Genomic DNA, 21,006 nt, shown 5'->3' on the forward strand with positions numbered 1-21,006 from the left:
CACTTTTATAAAAATTCTACTGAACCCAAAAAACGAATACCTCCCATTTTAAGGATGGCATTCGTCTTTTCAAAAATAAACCGTCCACTATCTGACGAAGGGAAATAACAATTTCTGATTCTCAGGCCACAGCATATTGTCCAAATCAATGAGTTTAGTACCCGTATCGACACGTTCAGGAACATCCATTCCTTCGATTACCTCAACGGCATGTTTTACGGCTAAATACCCGTTACTAAAAGGATTTTGGATTACGGTCGCTTGAACCGTACCCTCCTGCAGCAACTCCATCATTGACGGGGAGCTGTCGAAAGCAACCATTTTAATATTATGCAGCCCTCGGCTCTGGATAGCTTTTGCCGCCCCTTGTGAAGCTGTCTCATTCAAGCTGGCGATCCCGCGAAGATTTGGATGTTTCAGCAGCATTAACCGTGTCAGTTCTTCAGCATCACTAATACTCGAAGTGGTATAAGAAATCTCTACTACCTGTATGTTCGGATATCGGGCAGCGTAATTTAAAAATCCCTTTTCCCGCTCCTCCGCGTCCCTAGCACCATATTCAATGCCGTTTGAAGACTCCTGCTCCGCCCCCAAAGATGAATTTGTGAAGTTAATGATGCCGACCTCCCCGTATCCATTTAGCAGCTGAATGAGTCTTTCTGCAGACTTTTGTCCCGCTTCATAGCCGTTTGAACCCACATAGGCTCTTACTCTGGCCGAACCGACTTCTGCATCCACAGACAATACGGGAATCTTGGAATATGCCGCCCGATCAACCACTTGTGCAAGTCCCATATAGCTACTGGCAGCTAAAATAATAACATCCGCTTTTTCTTTAATGGAGTCCTCAACCATTCTGACCTGTTCCGCAATATCACTCTCAGCATTCGGAGCTTTGAACGTTAGTTTCACATTAAATTCCTGTGCCGCGGCTTCTGCACCCAATCTAACTGTATTCCAATAGTCGCCTTTGTTCATTTTTACAATAAGATGAATATTGCGGGTTTTGTTCGTGTTGATATAATTAGGTGCCGAATTGAAACAAGACGTGATGGTTGTCCATAACACCACACATACCAGCAGGGTTAGCCAAAAACGAACGATTCTCATACCGATGTCTCATCCTCCTCATGTCCAGGATTGCCCTCGCCTGCTGCGAGTGCCGGGAAGATAAGAGTAACCGTAGTGCCTTCTTCAATTTCACTTTCAAAAGAAAGACCATAATCACGCCCATAATACAGCTCAATACGCTCGTTTACATTTCTAACGCCTACCCCGGAGCCATGCATACTCTTACTGCCGCCAGTCAAAAGAACCTTCATAGTCTCCTCGGACATACCCAGTCCATTATCACGAATGCGAATGACGACAAGATCATCCTTCAGCTCCGCTTGGATCGAAATAAAACCTTCATCAGGCATCATTTCAATCCCGTGATACAGGGCATTCTCCACAATAGGTTGTAAAATTAGCTTAATCGTCTGACACTGCAGCACTTCATCCTGAGCCTCAATCTCGTAGCGGAACTTATTTTTGAACCGAAAGCTCTGAATCACAAGGTAATGACGAACATGATCAAGCTCTTCCTGCACGGTAATCATATTATTCCCTTTACTAAGGCTGATCCGGAAAAACTTCGATAAGGACTGAATCATCGTGACTACCTCCTCAGTCTTGCCGCGTTCAGCGAGCCGGATCACAGAATTCAAGGTATTGTACAGAAAGTGCGGATTGATCTGGGATTGCAGTACTTCAAGCTCACCTTTACGTTTGGTTTCCTGTTCATAAATAATCTGATCCATCAGTTGACGGATACGTTGCAGCATAAGGTTAAACCGTTTGGACAGCTGTTCCACCTCATACGCCCCACTGACATCTATTCGGGTGTTGAGATCCCCTTCGCCCACCTGCTGAAGCGTCCGTTCCAGCTTGCGGATAGGGCGGGCAATACGTGCAGACAAAAAGACGGATACAATAATTACGCATAAAATGACTACCGCTAAAAACCAGGATAAAAAAGTGTTTAGATCACGTTTGGTGGTTACAATCTCATCGTAATAAGCCACGCCCACGATCTTCCAGCCTGTCTGTTCCAGTGTTCTTACGGTGATAAACCGTTTTTCACCCGTAGACTCATCCAAATAGCTACGAAAAGCATATTCCAGTACTGGCTCCACATTCTCATATTTTAAGCCAGCGTAAATCAGCTGCTGCTGGGGATGGTACACAATATTTCCTAGCTGATCGAGGATGTAAGCGTATCCTCTTTTGCCAAGCTTAACCTGCTTGCTCAGCTCATCAATGGTTCGAAAGTTAAAATCCATCAGCAGGATGCCGGTTTTTAAGACTCCGTTCTCCTTATATTGAATTAATTTGCTGATAGACACGACCCAGATATATTGACCTTTGAACAAATTCTGAATATGAGGTGCGGAATAGGAGAGCTCTGATGTTCTTTGCGCCGTCGTAAACCAGCTCTGAGTCTCCAGCTGTGTGTTGCTGCGCAGCTTCTGACCGGGTGTACCCACGACATATTTCCCCTGTGGTGTAAAAACAGCCGCCGAGACCAGATCCTCTCTGCTCCCCATTAGCATAGCCATTCTTTCCGTCAATAAAGCGGAATCCACGGAAGGGCTATTCGTAATCTGCTCCTCCGCTGTCTCAAAAATATTGCGCATTCCCTTAACATAAAGACCCAGATTGTAATTCACTTGCTCAATGATCTGCTGCATATTCATATTGGCATTCTCTTCTGCGGTCTTGGCAAACTTGTTGTACAGCATAAGGCTGACAACGACAGCTACCAGCACGGCAACAGATGTAAAAGTGAGTGTAATCGTAACTTGAATGCTTCGGAGCTTGGAGGACAACCGACGTTTTCCGCCTTTGGGATGCTGCGGTCTTAGAGGAAAGGAATAAGGTTTATCCTTCAGCATCTTTACCCTCCTCTGGAGCTGTTTTTATACTCTTTAGGAGATTGGCCATATTTTTTGCGGAAACAAAAGCTGAAATAGTTAGGATCGGCAAAACCTATTTTTTCTGCGATTTCAAAAGCCCTCAGCTCCGTGGACCGCAAAAGTTCCTTGGCTGCCTCTAACCTAATTTGCAAAAGATAACTAACGAACGTCATTTTCATTTCCTTCTTAAAAATACTGCTAAAATAGCCGGTACTTATATGTAAATGCTGACAAACCTTGCCGATGGAAATATCAGATTTAACATAGTGGCTGCGTATATATTCTTTAGCTTCATCAATAAGCAGCTTATAGGAGGATTGACGTTCTAATGCAATCGTATCCATTAAACCGCTACAGACTGCAATAATCCATTGCTTGGCTTCGGCCATACTATTAAATTTATTGATGGCAGTTAGCGACGAAATGCCAGAACCAATATACTTTGCAGCTTCACTGCCGGATTCTTTAGCCACTCGCAGGATAGATGTAAAAATCTCCAGCAAAAAAATCTGATAATCCTGTGTAGACACCTGCTCTGCGTCAAGACCGGCAAATAACTCCTCAACAACCTCTTTGAGTTCTTGCACCGTACCTAGTTTAATCGTCCGGATTAAGGATTGCTGGGTTAGTTCATCATAGGTTAGCAGTGTGCTGGAACGTGACTCAACGTCCTCAATCCAGATCACCCGGTTATTGCCGAGAATAAGCCGATAATCTAATGCCTGCAAGGCATCCCCAAAAGAATTAAATAACAAAGCAGGCGATGAACAGACCGTTCCGGAGCCTGCCGTTACCGTCAGCTTCAGAAAACGCTGTACGTTCTGGCGGATTTCTTCAAGAAGCTCAAAAGTCTTTCCAGTGATATCAGTTTCTTCCCCTTCTTCATGGATTGTGAGCAATACGACCTCATCACGATGAATAAACACCCTTCCAAAACCATGCTTCGAGCATATTTCTTCAGCAATATTCAGCACAGCGAATAGCTGTAAATTCTTTTCACCAGTGTCTCGTAAAGAAATTTGCCCGCCTGTTGCACCCCCAGCAGATTCCCGCTCAGGACGAATATAATCCACACTAATTACCGAAGCCTGAAACCACCGTCCCGTTAATTTTATGCCATATTCAGTGCTTTTCTCAGCAATTTCATCCGTACGCAATCTACGCGAAATAAGGGACGATAAAAATTGCTCCCTTAACACAGGCAGACTTTTCCGGTAATGCTCACTGAGTACAAATACATTTTCTTTTTCTGCAATTTCAGCCTCGATAGTGGCTCTAACCTTAAGCAATACTTCAATTAATTCCTGTGAAGAGAACGGTTTCAAAATATACTCATCAATTTGCAATTTTATCGCCTTCTGAGCATATTCAAATTCATCATACCCAGTCAAAATGATAATCTTAGTGTTAGGATGATGACTACGAATCCATTCAGCCAGCTGAAGTCCATTCATAAAAGGCATTTGGATATCGGTAACTACCACATCCGGCAGCAAACGGTCTATGGCATCCGCAGCTTCCCGTCCATTCTCCGCCTGCTCGACAATCTCAAATCCGTAACGCTCCCAGTCAATCTGCCCGATAACGCCTTCCCTAACGTCTTCTTCATCTTCAGCAAGAACTAGCTTATACATGTCTCATCCCTCTTTGGAAACGTTTTAGATGTCATAAATTTTATTGTATATGATTCAAACCAATCCATCTATGGTTAAGTTATTTAAATAGTTTTAGGTATTAATATATTAAATACATATAAAAAAAAGAGTTCCAGAGCAAAAAAAAACCATCCCGCCGTAGCTGGGATGGGGATGATCGGTAACCTATAAGTATTATAGCAACGCTTTGTTAAAGCGATAGCCTGCTGTCTTTTCGAAACCGATATGACGATAAAAAGCATGTGCCGGTGCGCGTTCTACGCGGTTGCCACTTCTAAGGAAAAGCTGGCAGCAACCTTGCTCACGTGCCCATTCTTCTGCTGCGGCCACAAGTCTTTTACCGAGTCCGTTTCCTCTGAGTTCTTCTGATACGATAAGTGCAGTAATCTCAGTGATACAATCTGTCTGTTTGTAATACGAGCTTACCTGTCTAAGGCCGATCATACCCACAACTTCATTGTTCAGCTCTGCTACAAGTGTGCATTGGAGATTGCTGTTCTCCATGCTTTCCAGTCTCTCTTTCATCACGCTTAGCGTTGTTGGATAGCCGAATTCCCGCAGAAGCGCTGTAACTCTCTCCAGATCATTCAAGCCGCATTTGCGAATTTCCAGTACAGGTGCCATGGTACTACTGTTCATCCTCATATACCTCCACTTTTAGCATAGACGCCGCCTGCTTGGCTATCGTCCGCGCGATTTCCACATCTTCCGCCGCACTTAACGCTACTGCCATCCGCCGACCAGGACGAACTTCCGGTTTACCAAATACGCGAACCTGAGTCCTAGGCAGTTCCAAAGCTTCACCAATTCCGGTCACAGCAAAGGCTCGTCCTTCTCCATCAGCCTTCAGCGTAGCTGAGGCACCAGGTGTCAGCAATTGTACTGACTGGACAGGAAAACCAAGAATAGCTCTGACATGCACTGCAAATTGAGATAAATCCTGCGTCGCCATCGTTACCATCCCCGTATCATGGGGTCTAGGTGACACTTCACTGAACAATACGCCTCGATCTGTCAAAAAAAGTTCCACTCCAAAAATACCGAAACCTCCGAGCTGATCCGTTACTGCTTTTGCAATAGATTGCGCTTCTTCAAGCAGCTCTGGCTTCATAAAGTGAGGCTGCCAGGATTCCACGTAATCTCCATCCTTCTGAATATGTCCAATAGGTGGACAAAATACCGTACCAGACACAGATCGCACCGTCAAAAGAGTAATCTCGCTCTCAAAAGTAACAAAAGCCTCCACAATAACCCGTGTTCCTTTAGCTCTCGCTCCATCCAAAGCAGTGTTCCAGCAGTTTTCTGCATCTTCAGGGCTTTTGCATACGCTCTGACCCTTGCCAGAAGAACTCATAATCGGCTTAATGACACAAGGAGTGCCTAACTCGGCTATAGCTTGTTGCAGCTCTTCCAGACTATCCGCAAAACGGTAATCAGCGGTTGGCAGTCCAAGGTCTTCAGCCGCAAGACGACGAATCCCTTCTCTGTCCATGGTCAGCCGAGCCGCCCGCGCCGTCGGAACAACGAAAAAGCCTTCTTCTTCAAGCTCTTGAAGAGCATGAGTGGCAATTGCCTCAATCTCCGGAACAATGACATCCGGTTTCTCAGAGCGAATCAGCGCTTTCAGCGCCTCTGCATCCAGCATATCAATTACATGTGAACGATGAGCTACACCCATCGCCGGTGCATCGGTATAACGGTCTACAGCTACGGTCTCTACGCCAAGGCGTTGAGCTTCAATTATGACTTCCTTACCCAGTTCCCCGCTGCCCAGCAGCAACAGCTTGCGGCTTTGAGCTGAAAAAGGAGCTCCCCACATTGTCGATTCCAACCTCTTTCGGCAAATTGACTGTCTCGTTTTTATGAATTTCAGAAAACGTAACAGTTTCATTGTATATTTTCAGGCTTCTTTATTTTCATCCATCATACGCCAGATTGCAAGTGTTCTTCGACATTTTCCTACAAACTTCACAGAACTTTGTCGACTTTATCAACGAAAGTTTGTTCTAGACGTGATAATTGGTGGCTTATTTGGCCCCAATGATCTGCAGTCTCACCCCCTTTAAGGAGATCTAACATCGCTTTCTCTTGCTCCGCAAGCCCTTCTTGCAGGCTTTCGGCAGCAGATTTTAATTCTCTGCTGATATTCTCGACGTAATGAGCAATTAATTTTTCCTTCTGCACTGCCGCTGCAAGATTAACCGCTTCTTTCAAAAGCGGCTCTGCCGCACCTTTGACTAATTCCCGCCCAGTTCCCTCAAAGAAATAACGCGGGGATTTGAAATGGCCCCATAAAGCGGACCACTGCACAGGCTGAAGCTGGCATTCCAGATCCTTAGGAGATGGCCAAGCCTGCTCCTCATTCTCCATAAGATGAAATTCCTCCGTGGAAAAGAGTAGCTCTGTAGCTGCCGCTTCAGCAGCTTCATGTACAAGCCTGCGTCCCGTGCTCTCTAGCCGCAGCGTTGTTGCCCATAGCTCTTGCTCAAGCTCGCGCTGAGTAGTACGCATTAGTTCGGCACCACAGGCAGAGAAAATGGCTTTTAAATTCCCTGCATCCTCACGCAGTAAGGAGGGATGAAAAGATTCCTGAAAATTTCTGTTGAAGGAGAAGCTAATCCGCTGGCACACATGATAGATCAGTTCTTCACTTTCATGAATAAGATCTCTGCTAGGACGTTCCTCAGTCTCCAAAAGAGATAACCGCTTCATGGCGAACTGCCGCCGTTCCTGCAGTTCTTTTAACCCGGCTTCACGCTCGCTCGCCGCCTTGGAAGCCAGATTCTGCCATTCCTCAGCCCGGCGCCGAACCGATGCGATGCTCTCAGCAGCTGCGTTAAGTGAAAGCTGAGGAAGCTCATCACCAGCAAAGCTGGATAATGCTTGCTCAAATTCATTGAAGCGGGAGGTTTCATAAAGATCGTGATTATGTTGAGTTTTAGCTTCTAGAGCAAGCAAGCTGGACAAAGCATAGATTCTCGGAGACCGCAAACCTCCGGCACGCAGATTTTGAACGACATGTGCTTTAACCTCATCTAGTTCTTCTTCGCTTGAAGCGAGATCAGAAGCATTGATAATAAAGAACATTTTATCGAGAGCAAAGCTGTCTTTAATGCGGCCCAGCTGGGCCAAGAGGCCGCGATCCGCCTTCGAAAAGGCGTGGTTATAATAGGTCACAAAACAGATCGCATCCGCATTTTTCATGTAACTAAAGGTTACGCCAGTGTGGCGTGCATGCAGTGAATCTGCTCCTGGTGTATCTACGAGCACAATCCCGCTCTCCGTCAAAGGACAGGCATAATACAGGTCAATCCCTTGCACGAAGCAAGCCCGGGTCTCTTCCGCAACTAGGTTTCGATATTCATCCAAATCAACCGTCCGCACCGTTCCTAATAGCGGCTCAGCTTCAGCCCAACCGGATGCTGCGGCTCTTAGAAATCCTGCATGCGGCAGCGCAGAGGGGTGAATTCCCCGTGTTGGCAGGCTCGCAAGTACTGCTGTCCACGTATCCTGTTGCGGCTCTCCAAGCTGCAGCACGCTGAAGGAATGGCAGATGTCATCCCAGAAATCCGCCATGCTCTTCATCGTTACAACCGCGCTGGCATGGCGGAAGTCTCCTTCCGGCGCCAATATGCGGTTAACTGCGGCCGTGGCAGGGTGTGGCGACACGGGCAGCACTTCTTCGCCGAGCAAAGCGTTGGCGAAGGAAGATTTGCCTGCGCTGAACGCACCGAACAGCGCAAGGGTAAAGCGGCCGCCGGCGAGATCCTCCGCCCGTGCGGCCAGACTGCGCGCAGCCGATGCCATCGCTGGCTCGCGGCGCAGCAGCTCTGCCGCAGCCGCCAGCGCGTCAGCGGCTGCCGAGAGCCGGCGGCGTCCGCCCGCCGGCGAAGCCGTTCCCGCCGCCCAGCTTGCGGCGGCGGCACTTCCAGCCGCGGCGCGTTCTCGCGGCTGGGTCGCCCGCGGTGCGGCGCTCTGCGCAGCCGCAAGCGGGGTGACCCTCACCTCCGGCAGGATGCCGGGGGTGAGGGTCCGGCGCGGCGGCAGCAGCGCCGCTAGCTCGTGCGCGCGGGCGTCAGCCGCGCGGTCCAGGGCGGCTAGCGCGCGGGCAGCGCTCGCCTGCCGGGTAAGGGCCTGTTCGCGGCGCTGGAGTTCCGCGCGCTGCTCCTCGATAAGCGATGGCAGCTTCGCCAGCAGCTCATCGCCAACTAACAGCGCAGCGCGGCGGAATTGGCTCTTCAGATCTGCCGCAAGTGTGCGGCAGAAATTGAGCAGCGCCTCGCCGCTATTCCCCGTTCCCGGCTTAACTGCAGCCGCCAGCCATTCTTGGCTCACCGCCGGGAACCCTTGCTTCAGAGTCGTCTCTGCCTCCTCTGCCCACAGTCCGAGATTCTCCGCCCATTGACGTACCAGCTGAATCAGATGCCATTCCAGCTGAGCGGAAACCTCTCGGACCAGTAATCCTTGCCAGGCATCCAGTCGTTTGCCTTGTTCCTTCTCCCGCCGTCCGGCTGTAGAGAACAAACCTAAGCGGAAGCCTGGGCTGACACTCTCCACATAGCTCCCTGCCGCCTCTCTAACATCCGCAGGCATTAAGTTAGCATTATTGAGTAAGGCATCAAGATCACTTCGCAGGCTAGCTCGTGATTGCTGAGGCAGCTCCTCAAGCAGTGCCTTCTCTTCTTCCAGCGATTTCAGCTCTTCCATCACAACTGTAACCTCTGCACCCTCTAGCTCAGCTAAAAAAGTTTCCCGTTCCTCCTGCTGGTCTTCACGGAACGCGGTTAGCGAAGAATCTGCTGTATGATGAATGGAACGTGACAAGCTATATTGAAGCAATTGTTCCCTGTGCTCCAACAGCTCTGTTATAAGGTTCAGCAGATTATCCCAATGATTCAGCGGGTGCTCTTTCATTTTGAGTGAGGTAAACAGAATCCCCGCACAATGAATCCCCCACTGCTCGAAAGCATTTTCAAGCTGGCGTTTATATTCTTCAATGGAAATTTCTTGTTCTCTATGCTTGTCTATCTGATTAACAATAAGATAGAGCGGTTTGCCCCAGTCACTAAGATTTTTGGCAAAAGCCAAATTATTCTCTGACTGTACATGGTTATAATCCATAACATAAAAGACGACATCAGCTAAATGCAGCGCGGAACGAGTGGCAGCCTGGTGGCCATCATCCGTCGAATCTACGCCAGGCGTATCCAATAGAACACCATGCTTCCCTAGAAGAGGAATCTCATTCCAGACTTCAATCGCGGAATATTCTCCGCCATTTCGACAATATTCCTGTAATCTTTCTGGTGTTGTCTCTACAGGGGTAGATTCATTTTCACTTCCCTCCACCCTTGGATAGATAAGCACTCGTGGAGCCCCGCTACGAATAGAAACAATATTGGCACTAGTCGGCACAGGTCCGGAAGGCAACACTGAGCTGCCACATAAAAGATTAATCATGCTGGATTTCCCTGCCGAGAAATGCCCACAAAAAGCAAGGGTCAGTTCATTCCCACCCTCTTTATTTTGTAAATCTTCATATATTCGTTCAGCACTCTCATCGCCCCAGTGGCGCATTAAATCTTTCAGCCGGGAAAGCTGCGATGCTGTTTCACTTAATGTTTCTCTCTGAATTCTAACCTGTTCCGCTCCCACAGACATTCCACCTCCACAGTTACCTTCTAATCATGCACTGATCTTAATCCATTCATGAATACTGATTTAAGCTCTTTTTTATGCAAAACTTATATAGGTGCAATTTCTGAACTTTAGCGCGGAACATTTTTTATAAATAATAATTACAGTTTATCACCAGTTTGACACAAATTAAATACACACTACTTACAAAATAACCTATCATCTCCTACGAAATGATACCAAAAAAGAAGCGAGGTTGTCGTCCTGTAAAGCCAACCGTCGTTTCTCGTAGAAATATAAGGATATTCAATAAAAAAAGGAGCCAGCCCCAAGGGCCGACTCCATTTCAGGTCACTTCTCAATTATGCAGTTTCCAAAACAGGCAACAGAATTTCAAAAACTTTTCCGTGCTGCAGAATAGTCAATCCACGAGATTTGTCTCTCATTACGACAACCTCTGGTTTTACAGACATACGCTCCAGATAGTGCTCAGGCACATCACCGGAATGACTGATCGTAATGCCCTCTACTTCTTGCTCTTCATTTTCTTCCAGCGGGCTTTCCACTACGCGGTCAAAAATATCCGAGAATACCTCAAAATTATCTGTGTATACAGAAATGCATTTCATCTCTATCCCATCCTCTTCTTCAACTCTAACTTTTAACTTTTTGGCGTATGATCTTTAGCTTTCCTGACGACAGCCGTTTTCATACGTTTTTTGCCCTCTCGACATACATCAAGGAGCGGACAAACCTGACATTTTGGATTCTGAGCCTTACAGTGATATCGTCCGAAAAAGATTAGCCGGTGATGCGTGAGGGTCCATTCATCACGTGGCACAGCCTTCATCAGCTTTTTCTCCACTTCCAGCACAGAATCTTTCCAGCCTGCCAATGCAAGTCGTTTAGCAACCCGCTCCACATGAGTGTCCACAGCAATGGCAGGAACTCCAAATGCGTTGGATACTACTACGTTAGCAGTTTTACGACCTACTCCTGGCAACGTTACAAGCAAGTCATGTGCCTCAGGCACTTCTCCGCCATACTGTTCTATGAGTATAGAGCACAGGCTTTGGATATGCTTAGCTTTGTTACGATATAAGCCGATGCGCCGGATATCCCCCTCCAATTCCTCCAGCGGCACAGAAATATAATCGATGGGGGCTTTGTACTTTTGGAACAGGTCCTCGGTCACTTTGTTCACCGTTGCATCCGTGCATTGGGCTGACAGCAGCACCGCTATTGTTAATTCAAAAGCATTACTGTGATTCAGCTCGCAATGCGCATCCGGAAACAAATCTCCAATCGTATCCAAAATGTGGCGGACGTCTGCAGCTTTCATAGTGTCCCCTCCACGGAGCAAAAACGCTCAGAAAATTCTATCGAGCGTCTCACCTCAAATGTTAGAAATATAAGCAAAGTATGTATTATAACGTATGGATTCATACATTTCAACACATACGATACTGGCATTATATTTCAAGTATTAACGCCTTGAGTGTCCTAATAAGAACAGTAAGCGTTTAAGCGAGAAATATAAGACATACAGTATAGGAGCAATACTTATACTTTCTTATATTTCAAAAAAAACGTCTTGACGCAGGTAAAGCCCCCTGTGTCAAGACGGTGATTCACTCAGAAATCCACCATTGCAACTATTGTTTCACAATTTCAACCAAAATATCATTATTGAAATACATTATAATATTATCATTTTCTTTCAAAGATTGCACGGATAAAGTCGAATCTCCCTGATGAATATATACATTAGTAGGAACAAAGAATTGATATTTATCATTTAGATTAGCTCTCTTAGTCGACAATAAGTTAGTTGCACTTTCATAGCGTGAGAAGGTTCTACTAAGCTGAGACATTACACGAACGATAATTACTCCATCCGTATCCTTACGAATCTCTACTCGGTCACCTGTAGTCAAGCTGCTAAGAGCCGTCGTTGTCGAGCCATCACGAATGATTTTTACCCCTCCGCTCACCGCTAAGGTCTGTGCTGCTCCAGAATAATCTTTCACAACCAAGGTATTCCCAGCGGCATCTACAGAACTTATCTGGCCTGTTGTAAGCTTCACTGCTTGAATAGCCAGTGGTGTGCTTCCATCGAAGGTCACGTTAAGATAATCACCCGCTTTTAAAGCTGTTAGTTTAATGCTTTCACCAGCTTCATTGGTCATCGGGATAGCATAAGTATTGATCTCGCTGGTTCCACCATTCCATTTGATGCTCAATCGGTTAGTTCCAGAATTTACAGTTGCCGCTTCAACCTGAAGAACGGTCTTTACTTTCAAAACTACGATTAAATCCTGATTAGCTGTTAAAGAAGCTGTCACATAACTTCCAACTGGAATATCTGTTACGGTTGCGTTCGTTTTACCAAAAATATCAATGAGCTGTGGAGTTGGAAGCGTCACACTCTGTCCGTCATTAAGCTTCAGAACTATAGTTCTAGCAGCTACATTGACAGCCGTAACCATTCCTTCATACTTTGTAACAACTTCTAGAGACAATGCTCGTTGTCCGATTGCTTTAATGTTCACTTTACGGTTCTCGGTGAGTCTTGCACCAATACTAGTTAAGTTAGGAAGTACACCATCGTAGGATAACTTAGTTTTTTCATCCAACTGTACTATATGAGCCTTATTGCTAGTATCCATAACCGTCAACAATTGTGTTTTAGAATTATAATCTATAACAGCTGCTCCGCTATACTGATCAATTTGACGGCTTAACACTTCAATTTTGGTCACTTGATCGCTGCTGTTTAAGGTTAGCTGAATCTTGTCACCGCCTACTGTATCAGCAATTAGATCATCAGGTACAGGCCCACTCATGTTCGGAATAACAATTGTCGGTTTAGTACCAAGCAGTTTAACCTCACGATTTCCGTCCGCTTTTTTGTAAACAACTGTGGAGCTAGTCAGCTCGGTAAGTACCCCCTCAACTGTCCGTTCAACACCTTCTGTTACTTCTACAGTGCGGATCACATTATCTTGAATCGTATATTTGACAGCATTCCCTGTCTTCAGATCAGCAGGTTGTAACACTGATGTTTGAGAGCTGAATAAAGAAGTCCCATCTTCCCATTTAAAAGTCTCTACTATACCCGCGGTATTTTTGAAAGTAATTCTTTTGCCCGTAAGATCTACACTTTGAATGGTGCCTGTTGTTGTTTTGTTAACAACCCCTGAAGTCACTTGAACCCTCACTACTTTGTGCGAACCACTGTACGTTTCACGTTGCAATGAAACTACGCTATCTGCTACCAGCGAAGCAGGTTCAATTCTAGCTCCATTTACATCCACAAAGGAAGTAGTCTCGTCGTAGTAATATTCAGTAAACCCTGTTGGTGACTTTAACCAAAGCTTATTACCTGGAGCTACCATGGCAAAGTTTCCTGAAAGATTCTCTACTTGTTGTGTAGGGTCAGTCACTTCAACATAAGCCACGTTATAAGTCGCTCCAATTACGGTAACTTTAGTGTAGGGTTGGACATCACTTAGATTGATTCTGCTTTCAGAAGCACTTGTGAAATAAGCGGTGCTTGCTCCCAAGGTATATGTAGAAGTCTTTCCGTTGTTATAGACGGATAGTTTCCCATCTGCTAATTGACTGATCGTTCCCGATAACGTGTTGTCGTATTCAACCGTATTGTGAGCTGCGGCACGACTGAAAAAAGTCGCCAATTGCGCACGAGTTACAGCTCCTTGCGGATCAAAACGATTGCCATCAAGTCCGTTGGCTAGGCCTAAATCAACGGCAATGTTGATGTAACCACGTTTGTTTGCAGACACTTTGGCATCATCTGCAAAGCCAGTCGGCTCACTAGCGGCCCCTGCTGCATCTGCGTTTTTTCCAAGGGAGCGGATTAACAGCTCCGCAATCCATTCTCGGGATGCTTTACGTTCTCCCCAAGAAGTCTTTAGATTATCTGGAGCCATTTCGGTCGCTTTATCAAGTAATCCTTGTTGAAAAGCCAACACAACATAATCCTTATAATAATTCGTAACCTTAAAATCGGTAGGCAATGCAACCGTTGAAGAAGCATCCACTTTATCCTGCTGCTTCATAAACCGCAGGGCCATAAGCACCGCTTCCTGCTGAGTTACAGAATCTCCCGGACGGAACAATCCATTATTTCCAACCACGATCCCTTGTGAAGCGAGTTTGTAAATATGTTTTTCAGCCCAGAAGCCTGTCTTCACATCGCTAAAAATCCCTACAGATTGTGTAGTGGTTGATGTCGGTGTATTGGCAGCTGTGTCAGCAAACACTGCACTTGCACCACCAAAAACCATAACACCAGCCATAACAGCCGACACTGCTTTATTAGAATAAGCCTTCAATGGACGTTTTGACCTTTTTTGCGCGGACAATAGATTATTCCCCTCTCTATGACTCAAATAAATAGTATGTTTAAAATTCGTCAGCTAGATGCCTAATTCCTTTGTTAAATAACCAATTAGAAATTATCTCTAGTCATAGGATGCAGCAGGTCTACATGGCCCATTAGACTTTCTACCTTTTCACCATCAACTAAAACTTCGATACTTTTTACTTCCGCAAATTGAAAATAAGTTTTGGCAAGTGAAGTAATGGCAAAGGATTCTCCGCCCGCACCAAGTTGAGCTTCATCTGGTTTATGGATATCCATTACGATTTGACCCTCTACAAACTTCAATGATTTCAGTTCAATTTTGCCCCATAAAGGTACAAGATCTGTATTCTCACTACTTTGCAGTGCTTTGAACGTCTCTGTATATTTCTCCACATCATCAGAGTAGTTAATCGTTGTCTTAGCAGGCACTAAGTCCATAATTTGCGAATCTGTGTAATAAACTTCAATACTCTGGCTTTGCTTTTGTGTCTCATTTTCTACCGGCTTCGAAGACGGTTGAGTTTCTGCATTAGTATTATCTGCTGTCGGTTGCGGAGTGCTAGCCACTTCGGTTTCCTGATCATCAGACGGAGCTGGGGTACTTTCTCCCGCACCACTTACAACGTTTGTAGTATCTTGCTCCACTCCATTAGCAGGAGCTGCAGTAGGCTTATCTCCACAGCCAGCAATCACTAGTAGAAGCAGCGCAGCAACCCCAACCATAGTCCATTTTTGTTTAAACATTAATAAACGCCTCCTCTAGATGAATACGGGCAGACAGGTACCGCAAAACCACTTCTTGCCTTTTTATAGATAAAAGCAGAAAGCTGACTTTGCGGCGCTCGTCTGCCACTGGTCTGTTATTTTATACCCAAATATTCCTTTATTCCACTCACTATTGAAGCAGCAACTTTGTTTTGTAATGCTTCCGTAAAGAGCAATGTCTCATCCTTCTTATTGCTAAGGTATCCTACTTCAAGTAGAACAGCAGGCATTTTCGTTTCACGAATGACATGGAAATTCCCGTATCGTACACCGCGATCACTTAGCCCTGTAGCCTCAACAAGATACTTATGCATTACTTTTGCTAAGGCCTTACTGGCTTCCCGCTGATAATACGTTTCTGTCCCGCTTGCCGCAGAAGATGCGGAACTGTTGGCATGTACAGAAATGAATAGATCTGCTTTTAGATTATTAGCCATAGCCGCTCTATCCTTGAGCTCCAAGAATGTATCGTCACTGCGTGTCAGTACGACGTCGATATTACTTTCTTTTTTCAGCAATGCTGCTGTCTTAAGTACTATAGCTAAATTAAAATTCTTTTCGTATTTTCCTGTTACTCCTACTGCACCAGAATCTTTAGCTCCGTGCCCTGCATCCAGTACTACTAGCTTCTTGCCATCATTACCTGGCTGTGTTGAAGTATCATCCGTACTTTCTGCATTCAGGTCAATGATAACCAACTTAGAATCCGTCCCAGATACGCTGATGTTATAATTCTTAGGATAATTCAAATCAATTACAAAACGTACAGTATAAGGATTGGAGCTATAAAGCGAATACCGGACGCCTGATACATCAGGATAATCCTTCACTTCCAGTTTACCATTCAGATCAGGATCAAGAACTTGTCCCGTCCCAAAAAGATCTGAGAAAGTGGCATTAGGAAAATCAATCACTAACCGATCCGGCCCTGTCATTACACTTACTTTTGGCGCGGAATTACCTTCCATCGCAATGCTCAAACGATTCTCACTAAAGCTCAAACCATTTATCATGGTTAAATTCTTAGTAGGATCTACCGGTGGAACAACAACCTCAGATCCACCATTTCCAGAGTTTCCATTTGAACTTCCGTTTTCATTTGAGGATCCTGGGGTAATGAGGTATACGATCTTCTTCGCATTATCCCAAGTGACGGTGAGACCGAACTGTTCACTTATGAACCGTATAGGCACAAGTGTCGTATCACTCCGCAGGACAGGCGCAGTGCTAAGCTGTACTGTTTTGTCATCAACCGAAGCCGTCTTTTGATTAACAATAAGTTTGATGACCTTACCTTGCTGTTCAATCGTCACCGTTTTGCTTTTTTGATCCCAGCCCACGGTATAACCAAGACTCTCGGAGATCAATCTCAACGGTACCATGATAGTATCATTCACATTTTCAACCGGTACTTTTTGCCCTGCAGTAATCTCTTTGCCGTCTAGATAAATCTTGCTATTCGCGGCAGCAGCATGTCCATGCTCAGGCAAAACCAACACAAAGAGCAACAAAAACAACATCAAACTGAATTTCTTCATTCTTCACCTCTAAGAATCTAGTATTCGCCTGTGAATGGCGATCGTGGTGCCCCTGTCTCCGTCAACCTCAGACCTCTATTAGACGCTGGTAATCTATAAAGGTTGCGAATATATTCCATAAAAATTGAGAAATCTCACCAACCTCAAGTGTTAAAGCCCCAGATATTCCTTAATTCCGGCAACAATTTCTCTCGCTAATTTCTCTTGAAGCTGCTCACTATACATCGCCGATTCATTCCCTGAATTTGTAAGATATCCTACCTCTAGCAAGACTGCTGGCATTGTGGTTTCCCGTGTAACATGAAGGCTTTTCGTACGAATCCCGTTGTCTTTAAAACCAGTAGCGGCTAATAAATGCTTATGCATAATCTGAGCAAGCGGCAGACTATCACTGCGAGAATAATAGGTTTCACTGCCATTTATTTTATCTCTATTTGGATATCCAACCTCTAGCGAATTCGCGTGCACTGAAATAAAGAGATTCGCTTTAGCAGCCTCCGCAATTTTCACGCGATCCTGAAGCCCCAATGTAGCATCGTCAGTTCGAGTAAACACCACGTCAACTAATGTTTCCTGCGTTAACAGCGTTTGTACTTTGCGGATGACGGCCAGATTGAAGACTTTTTCCAGCTTTCCTGTGAGACTGACAGCTCCTGATTGAGTTCCACCATGACCCGCATCTAGAACTACAATTGGCTTACCTAACGTTCCATTAGCCCCTGTGGTGTTGCCTCCGCTGTTAGTTACATTCAAATCAATCGTAACCAGCCCGGTGCTTTCATCCGTACTAAGCTGGTACGGTTGATTTCCAACCGTTTGAATTACGAATCTGACAGTGGACGGACTCACACTGAACAGTGCATAACGGATCTCAGAAACGAGCGGGTAGCCGGCAACGTCCAGCTTACCTTGTGGACCGCCAGTGGTGGTAACACCCGTAAGACTTCCAATGAAATTCGGATCGAACGCAGCACCCGGAAAATCTACGACGATTCGATCAGGATTGCTCATTTTTGTAACGTTTGGCTTAGTAGCCCCCGACACAGCGATAATAAGTCGGTTCTCAGTGAATACTGCCCCGTTTACTAGAGGGCCTGTTGGAATTCCTGCTGTGCTTCCCGGTACCGTAGTTGTTTGTGGAACTGGTGTCGGGCTGGGTGAAGTTACTACACTGCCAGCAGTTGTCCCGTTGTCACTTCCCGGCGGAGCACTTGGAGTTGGAGCAGGTGTATTAGTTGCTGTTGGATTGGTAGTATTCCCCTCAGGTGTCATTGCAGGATTGCTAACTTGTCCACCTGTCAAATAGACGGTTTTATCAACATTATCCCAGCCCACCTTTAAGCCGAACTGCTCGCTTACGAAACGAATTGGAACGAGTACTGTGCCGCCACTCTGCTTAGGAGCTGCATTTAAATCAAATGTCACCCCATCTGCATCAGCTGTTTTCCGTCCTACCGCCAGCTCAATGCTTTTACCATCCTGGTGAACGGTTACTTTCCGGGTCTGCTGCTCCCATAACACCTCGAATCCAAGATTCTCTACTACCACTCTGACCGGAATCATAACGCTACCATTTACATTTTCGAGTTTAATTCCTTTTGGCAAAGCAAGTTCCTGATTGTCCATAATAATTCTGCCTGTGCTGCTACCAGCTGCGGCAGCTTCTTGTCCGGTGGATGTTAAAAATAATAAAGGCAGTAACAAAAGCAGCAATACACGAAGCCCAGCTCTTCTCATTCTCATTTTCCGCTCCTTCTGCAAGTAATAGATCCTAGATAAGTATTTAGACGACAGAAATCACCAAATGTTTCCTTAATGACCAATGAATATATCGATTATAGCAAAAAAACTTCTATTTCCGACACCCGGAAATAGAAGTTTTGCGTATTTTTTGTAAAGTTTAAGAATCAGACCAGTTATATCCTCTTTTTAAGAGAATAGCTTTGCAGCATGACGCTCTTCATAAGCAGCAATTTCATCCGCATGTTGAAGGGTCAAACCGATATCATCCAAGCCTTGCAGCAGGAATTGACGACGGTGCTCATCCAGATCAAAGCTGATGCTCAGTCCGAATTCATCTTGTAAAGCATTGTTCTCAAGATCAACTGTCAGCTTGTAGTCCTCATGCTCAGCTGTCCGTTTGAACAATTCATCCACTTGCTCTTCCGAAAGCTTAATCGGCAGAATGCCGTTCTTAAAGCAGTTATTGTAGAAGATATCCGCATAAGAAGGTGCAATTACAACTCTGAACCCGTAATCCATAATCGCCCATGGTGCATGCTCCCGAGAGGATCCACAGCCAAAGTTAGCGCGTGAGATCAGAACAGAAGCCCCTTGATAACGTGGTTTATTCATTTCGAAGGCTGGATTATCGTTACCTTCTTCATCAAAACGCCATTCATAGAACAAAAACTGTCCAAATCCCGTCCGTTCAATCCGTTTCAAAAACTGTTTTGGAATAATCGCATCCGTATCTACATTTACCCGGTCAACTGGTGCAACAATTCCTGTTAATTTTTTAAAAGCATCCATAGTTTTATCCTCCCGTGTTCTCTCTAGTTCTATGAGCTGACGGCTTCCGTCTTATAATTCCAATCACGTACATCAGTGAAACGACCTTTGATCGCAGCTGCGGCTGCCATAGCTGGAGATACAAGATGTGTACGTCCTCCGCGTCCTTGGCGTCCTTCAAAGTTACGGTTCGAGGTAGATGCACAGCGTTGTCCAGGCTGCAGAACATCCGGGTTCATGGCCAAGCACATGCTGCATCCCGCTTCACGCCATTCAAAGCCAGCGTCAGTAAAGACTTTATCAAGTCCTTCTTTCTCAGCCTGCATCTTAACACGACCCGAGCCTGGAACAACAATGGCAGTAACCTTTTCAGACACCTTATGACCTTTAGCTACCACTGCTGCAGCTCTCAAATCTTCGATCCGCCCGTTAGTGCAGGAACCGATAAATACATAATCGATCGGAATTTCAGAAATAGGTGTTCCAGGAGTCAAATCCATATATTCAAGCGCTTTTTCAGCAGCTTTACGTTCATTTTCAGTGGTGAAGTCCGCCGGATTCGGTACGCTGGAGTTGATGTCAGTACCCATACCCGGGCTAGTACCCCAGGTCACTTGTGGAATCAATGTTTCCACATCAAATTCAACAACCGTATCGTACTGGGCGCCCTCGTCGCTTACAAGACTCTTCCATCCTTCTACAGCAGCATCATAAGCTTCGCCTTGTGGTACGTATTGACGTCCACGCAGATAATTAAAAGTAGTTTCATCAGGGGCAATCAAGCCAGCTCTTGCTCCGCCTTCGATCGACATATTGCAGACAGTCATACGTTCTTCCATCGACAATTCACGAATAGCTTCGCCTGTATACTCAATTACATATCCTGTGGCAAAATCAGTACCGTACTTAGCAATAACACCAAGGATCATATCCTTTGCTGTTACGCCAGGGTTGCGTTTGCCTGTAAAGCGTACTTCCATAGTCTTAGCTTTGGATTGCTGCAAACATTGGGTAGCCATTACATGTTCAACTTCACTAGTTCCGATACCGAATGCCAGCGCGCCGAATGCACCATGCGTGGAGGTATGGCTGTCGCCGCAAACGATAGTTTTTCCAGGATGTGTCAAGCCGATTTCAGGACCCATTACGTGTACAACGCCTTGATCAATATCGTTCAGATCGAACAGTCTTACACCAAAATCAGCACAGTTCTTAGAAAGGGTATCAATTTGTTGTTTGGAGATTGGATCTTTAATGTTAAAACGATCTTTAGTTGGTACGTTATGATCCATCGTTGCGAAAGTCAGCTCAGGACGGCGAACCTTCCGGTTGCTGAGACGAAGACCTTCAAATGCCTGCGGAGAAGTAACTTCATGAACCAAATGCAGATCAATATAAATAATGCTAGGTTTACCTTCCTCTTGATGAATAACGTGATTCTCCCAAATCTTTTCAAACATTGTCTTGTTGCTCATAATTTCACCTCATTAATAGAATCGTTCATTGGAAGAGAGCGTGGAGTCTCTCTTGAATGATCTAAATATAACACCCCT

The 21,006-nt window shown here is 45.5% G+C and carries 14 protein-coding genes; all 14 read right to left on the reverse strand.

Annotated features, from left to right (window positions below; genetic code table 11):
* Nucleotides 1–87 precede the first annotated feature (87 nt).
* The 14 genes from NST58_RS21790 to leuC all read right to left on the reverse strand — a co-directional run bounded on the left by NST58_RS21790 (nt 88) and on the right by leuC (nt 20,928).
* On the reverse strand, nt 88–1,110 hold the full coding sequence (locus NST58_RS21790) for a substrate-binding domain-containing protein (RefSeq protein ID WP_036685687.1): 1,023 nt from the start codon (nt 1,108–1,110) through the stop codon (nt 88–90).
* On the reverse strand, nt 1,107–2,936 hold the full coding sequence (locus NST58_RS21795) for a sensor histidine kinase (RefSeq protein WP_081387484.1): 1,830 nt from the start codon (nt 2,934–2,936) through the stop codon (nt 1,107–1,109). Before NST58_RS21795 ends, NST58_RS21790 begins: the two co-directional genes overlap by 4 nt.
* A gap of 2 nt (nt 2,937–2,938) precedes the next feature.
* Complete coding sequence (locus tag NST58_RS21800) at nt 2,939–4,591, reverse strand: response regulator (protein ID WP_076218862.1); 1,653 nt, start codon at nt 4,589–4,591, stop codon at nt 2,939–2,941.
* A 195-nt stretch (nt 4,592–4,786) separates the two neighbouring features.
* Complete coding sequence (locus NST58_RS21805) at nt 4,787–5,251, reverse strand: GNAT family N-acetyltransferase (RefSeq protein WP_232061416.1); 465 nt, start codon at nt 5,249–5,251, stop codon at nt 4,787–4,789.
* Nucleotides 5,241–6,431, reverse strand: a complete 1,191-nt coding sequence (purT, locus tag NST58_RS21810) for a formate-dependent phosphoribosylglycinamide formyltransferase (RefSeq protein WP_076218863.1) — start codon at nt 6,429–6,431, stop codon at nt 5,241–5,243. The genes NST58_RS21805 and purT overlap by 11 nt, the downstream gene beginning before the upstream one ends.
* 149 nt (nt 6,432–6,580) lie before the next feature.
* Nucleotides 6,581–10,267: a dynamin family protein gene (locus NST58_RS21815; protein WP_256721854.1), complete on the reverse strand. Its 3,687-nt coding sequence runs from the start codon at nt 10,265–10,267 to the stop codon at nt 6,581–6,583.
* 344 nt (nt 10,268–10,611) lie between these two features.
* Entirely contained in the window at nt 10,612–10,878 is a 267-nt protein-coding gene (locus tag NST58_RS21820) for a hypothetical protein (protein ID WP_036676334.1), read from the reverse strand.
* Between the two features lie 32 nt (nt 10,879–10,910).
* Nucleotides 10,911–11,591 (reverse strand): endonuclease III, encoded by a 681-nt coding sequence (gene nth, locus NST58_RS21825; protein WP_036676333.1) that lies wholly within the window; start codon nt 11,589–11,591, stop codon nt 10,911–10,913.
* 313 nt (nt 11,592–11,904) lie between these two features.
* Nucleotides 11,905–14,637, reverse strand: a complete 2,733-nt coding sequence (locus NST58_RS21830) for an S-layer homology domain-containing protein (RefSeq protein ID WP_339244199.1) — start codon at nt 14,635–14,637, stop codon at nt 11,905–11,907.
* 86 nt (nt 14,638–14,723) lie between these two features.
* Complete coding sequence (locus NST58_RS21835; RefSeq protein ID WP_076276720.1) at nt 14,724–15,383, reverse strand: GerMN domain-containing protein; 660 nt, start codon at nt 15,381–15,383, stop codon at nt 14,724–14,726.
* A gap of 116 nt (nt 15,384–15,499) precedes the next feature.
* The gene (locus NST58_RS21840) at nt 15,500–16,942 is read right to left on the reverse strand and encodes an N-acetylmuramoyl-L-alanine amidase family protein (RefSeq protein ID WP_076276719.1); all 1,443 of its coding nucleotides are present in this window, start codon (nt 16,940–16,942) and stop codon (nt 15,500–15,502) included.
* A gap of 150 nt (nt 16,943–17,092) precedes the next feature.
* Nucleotides 17,093–18,685, reverse strand: a complete 1,593-nt coding sequence (locus NST58_RS21845) for an N-acetylmuramoyl-L-alanine amidase family protein (RefSeq protein ID WP_339244201.1) — start codon at nt 18,683–18,685, stop codon at nt 17,093–17,095.
* Between the two features lie 186 nt (nt 18,686–18,871).
* A complete protein-coding gene (leuD, locus tag NST58_RS21850) occupies nt 18,872–19,474 on the reverse strand; it encodes a 3-isopropylmalate dehydratase small subunit (protein WP_076127570.1) in 603 nt (200 codons plus the stop codon).
* 29 nt (nt 19,475–19,503) lie between these two features.
* Nucleotides 19,504–20,928 (reverse strand): 3-isopropylmalate dehydratase large subunit, encoded by a 1,425-nt coding sequence (gene leuC / locus NST58_RS21855; protein ID WP_339244204.1) that lies wholly within the window; start codon nt 20,926–20,928, stop codon nt 19,504–19,506.
* Nucleotides 20,929–21,006 lie beyond the last annotated feature (78 nt).

This window comes from Paenibacillus sp. FSL R10-2796 (assembly GCF_037965315.1).
GTDB classification, from domain to species: domain Bacteria; phylum Bacillota; class Bacilli; order Paenibacillales; family Paenibacillaceae; genus Paenibacillus_AQ; species Paenibacillus_AQ odorifer.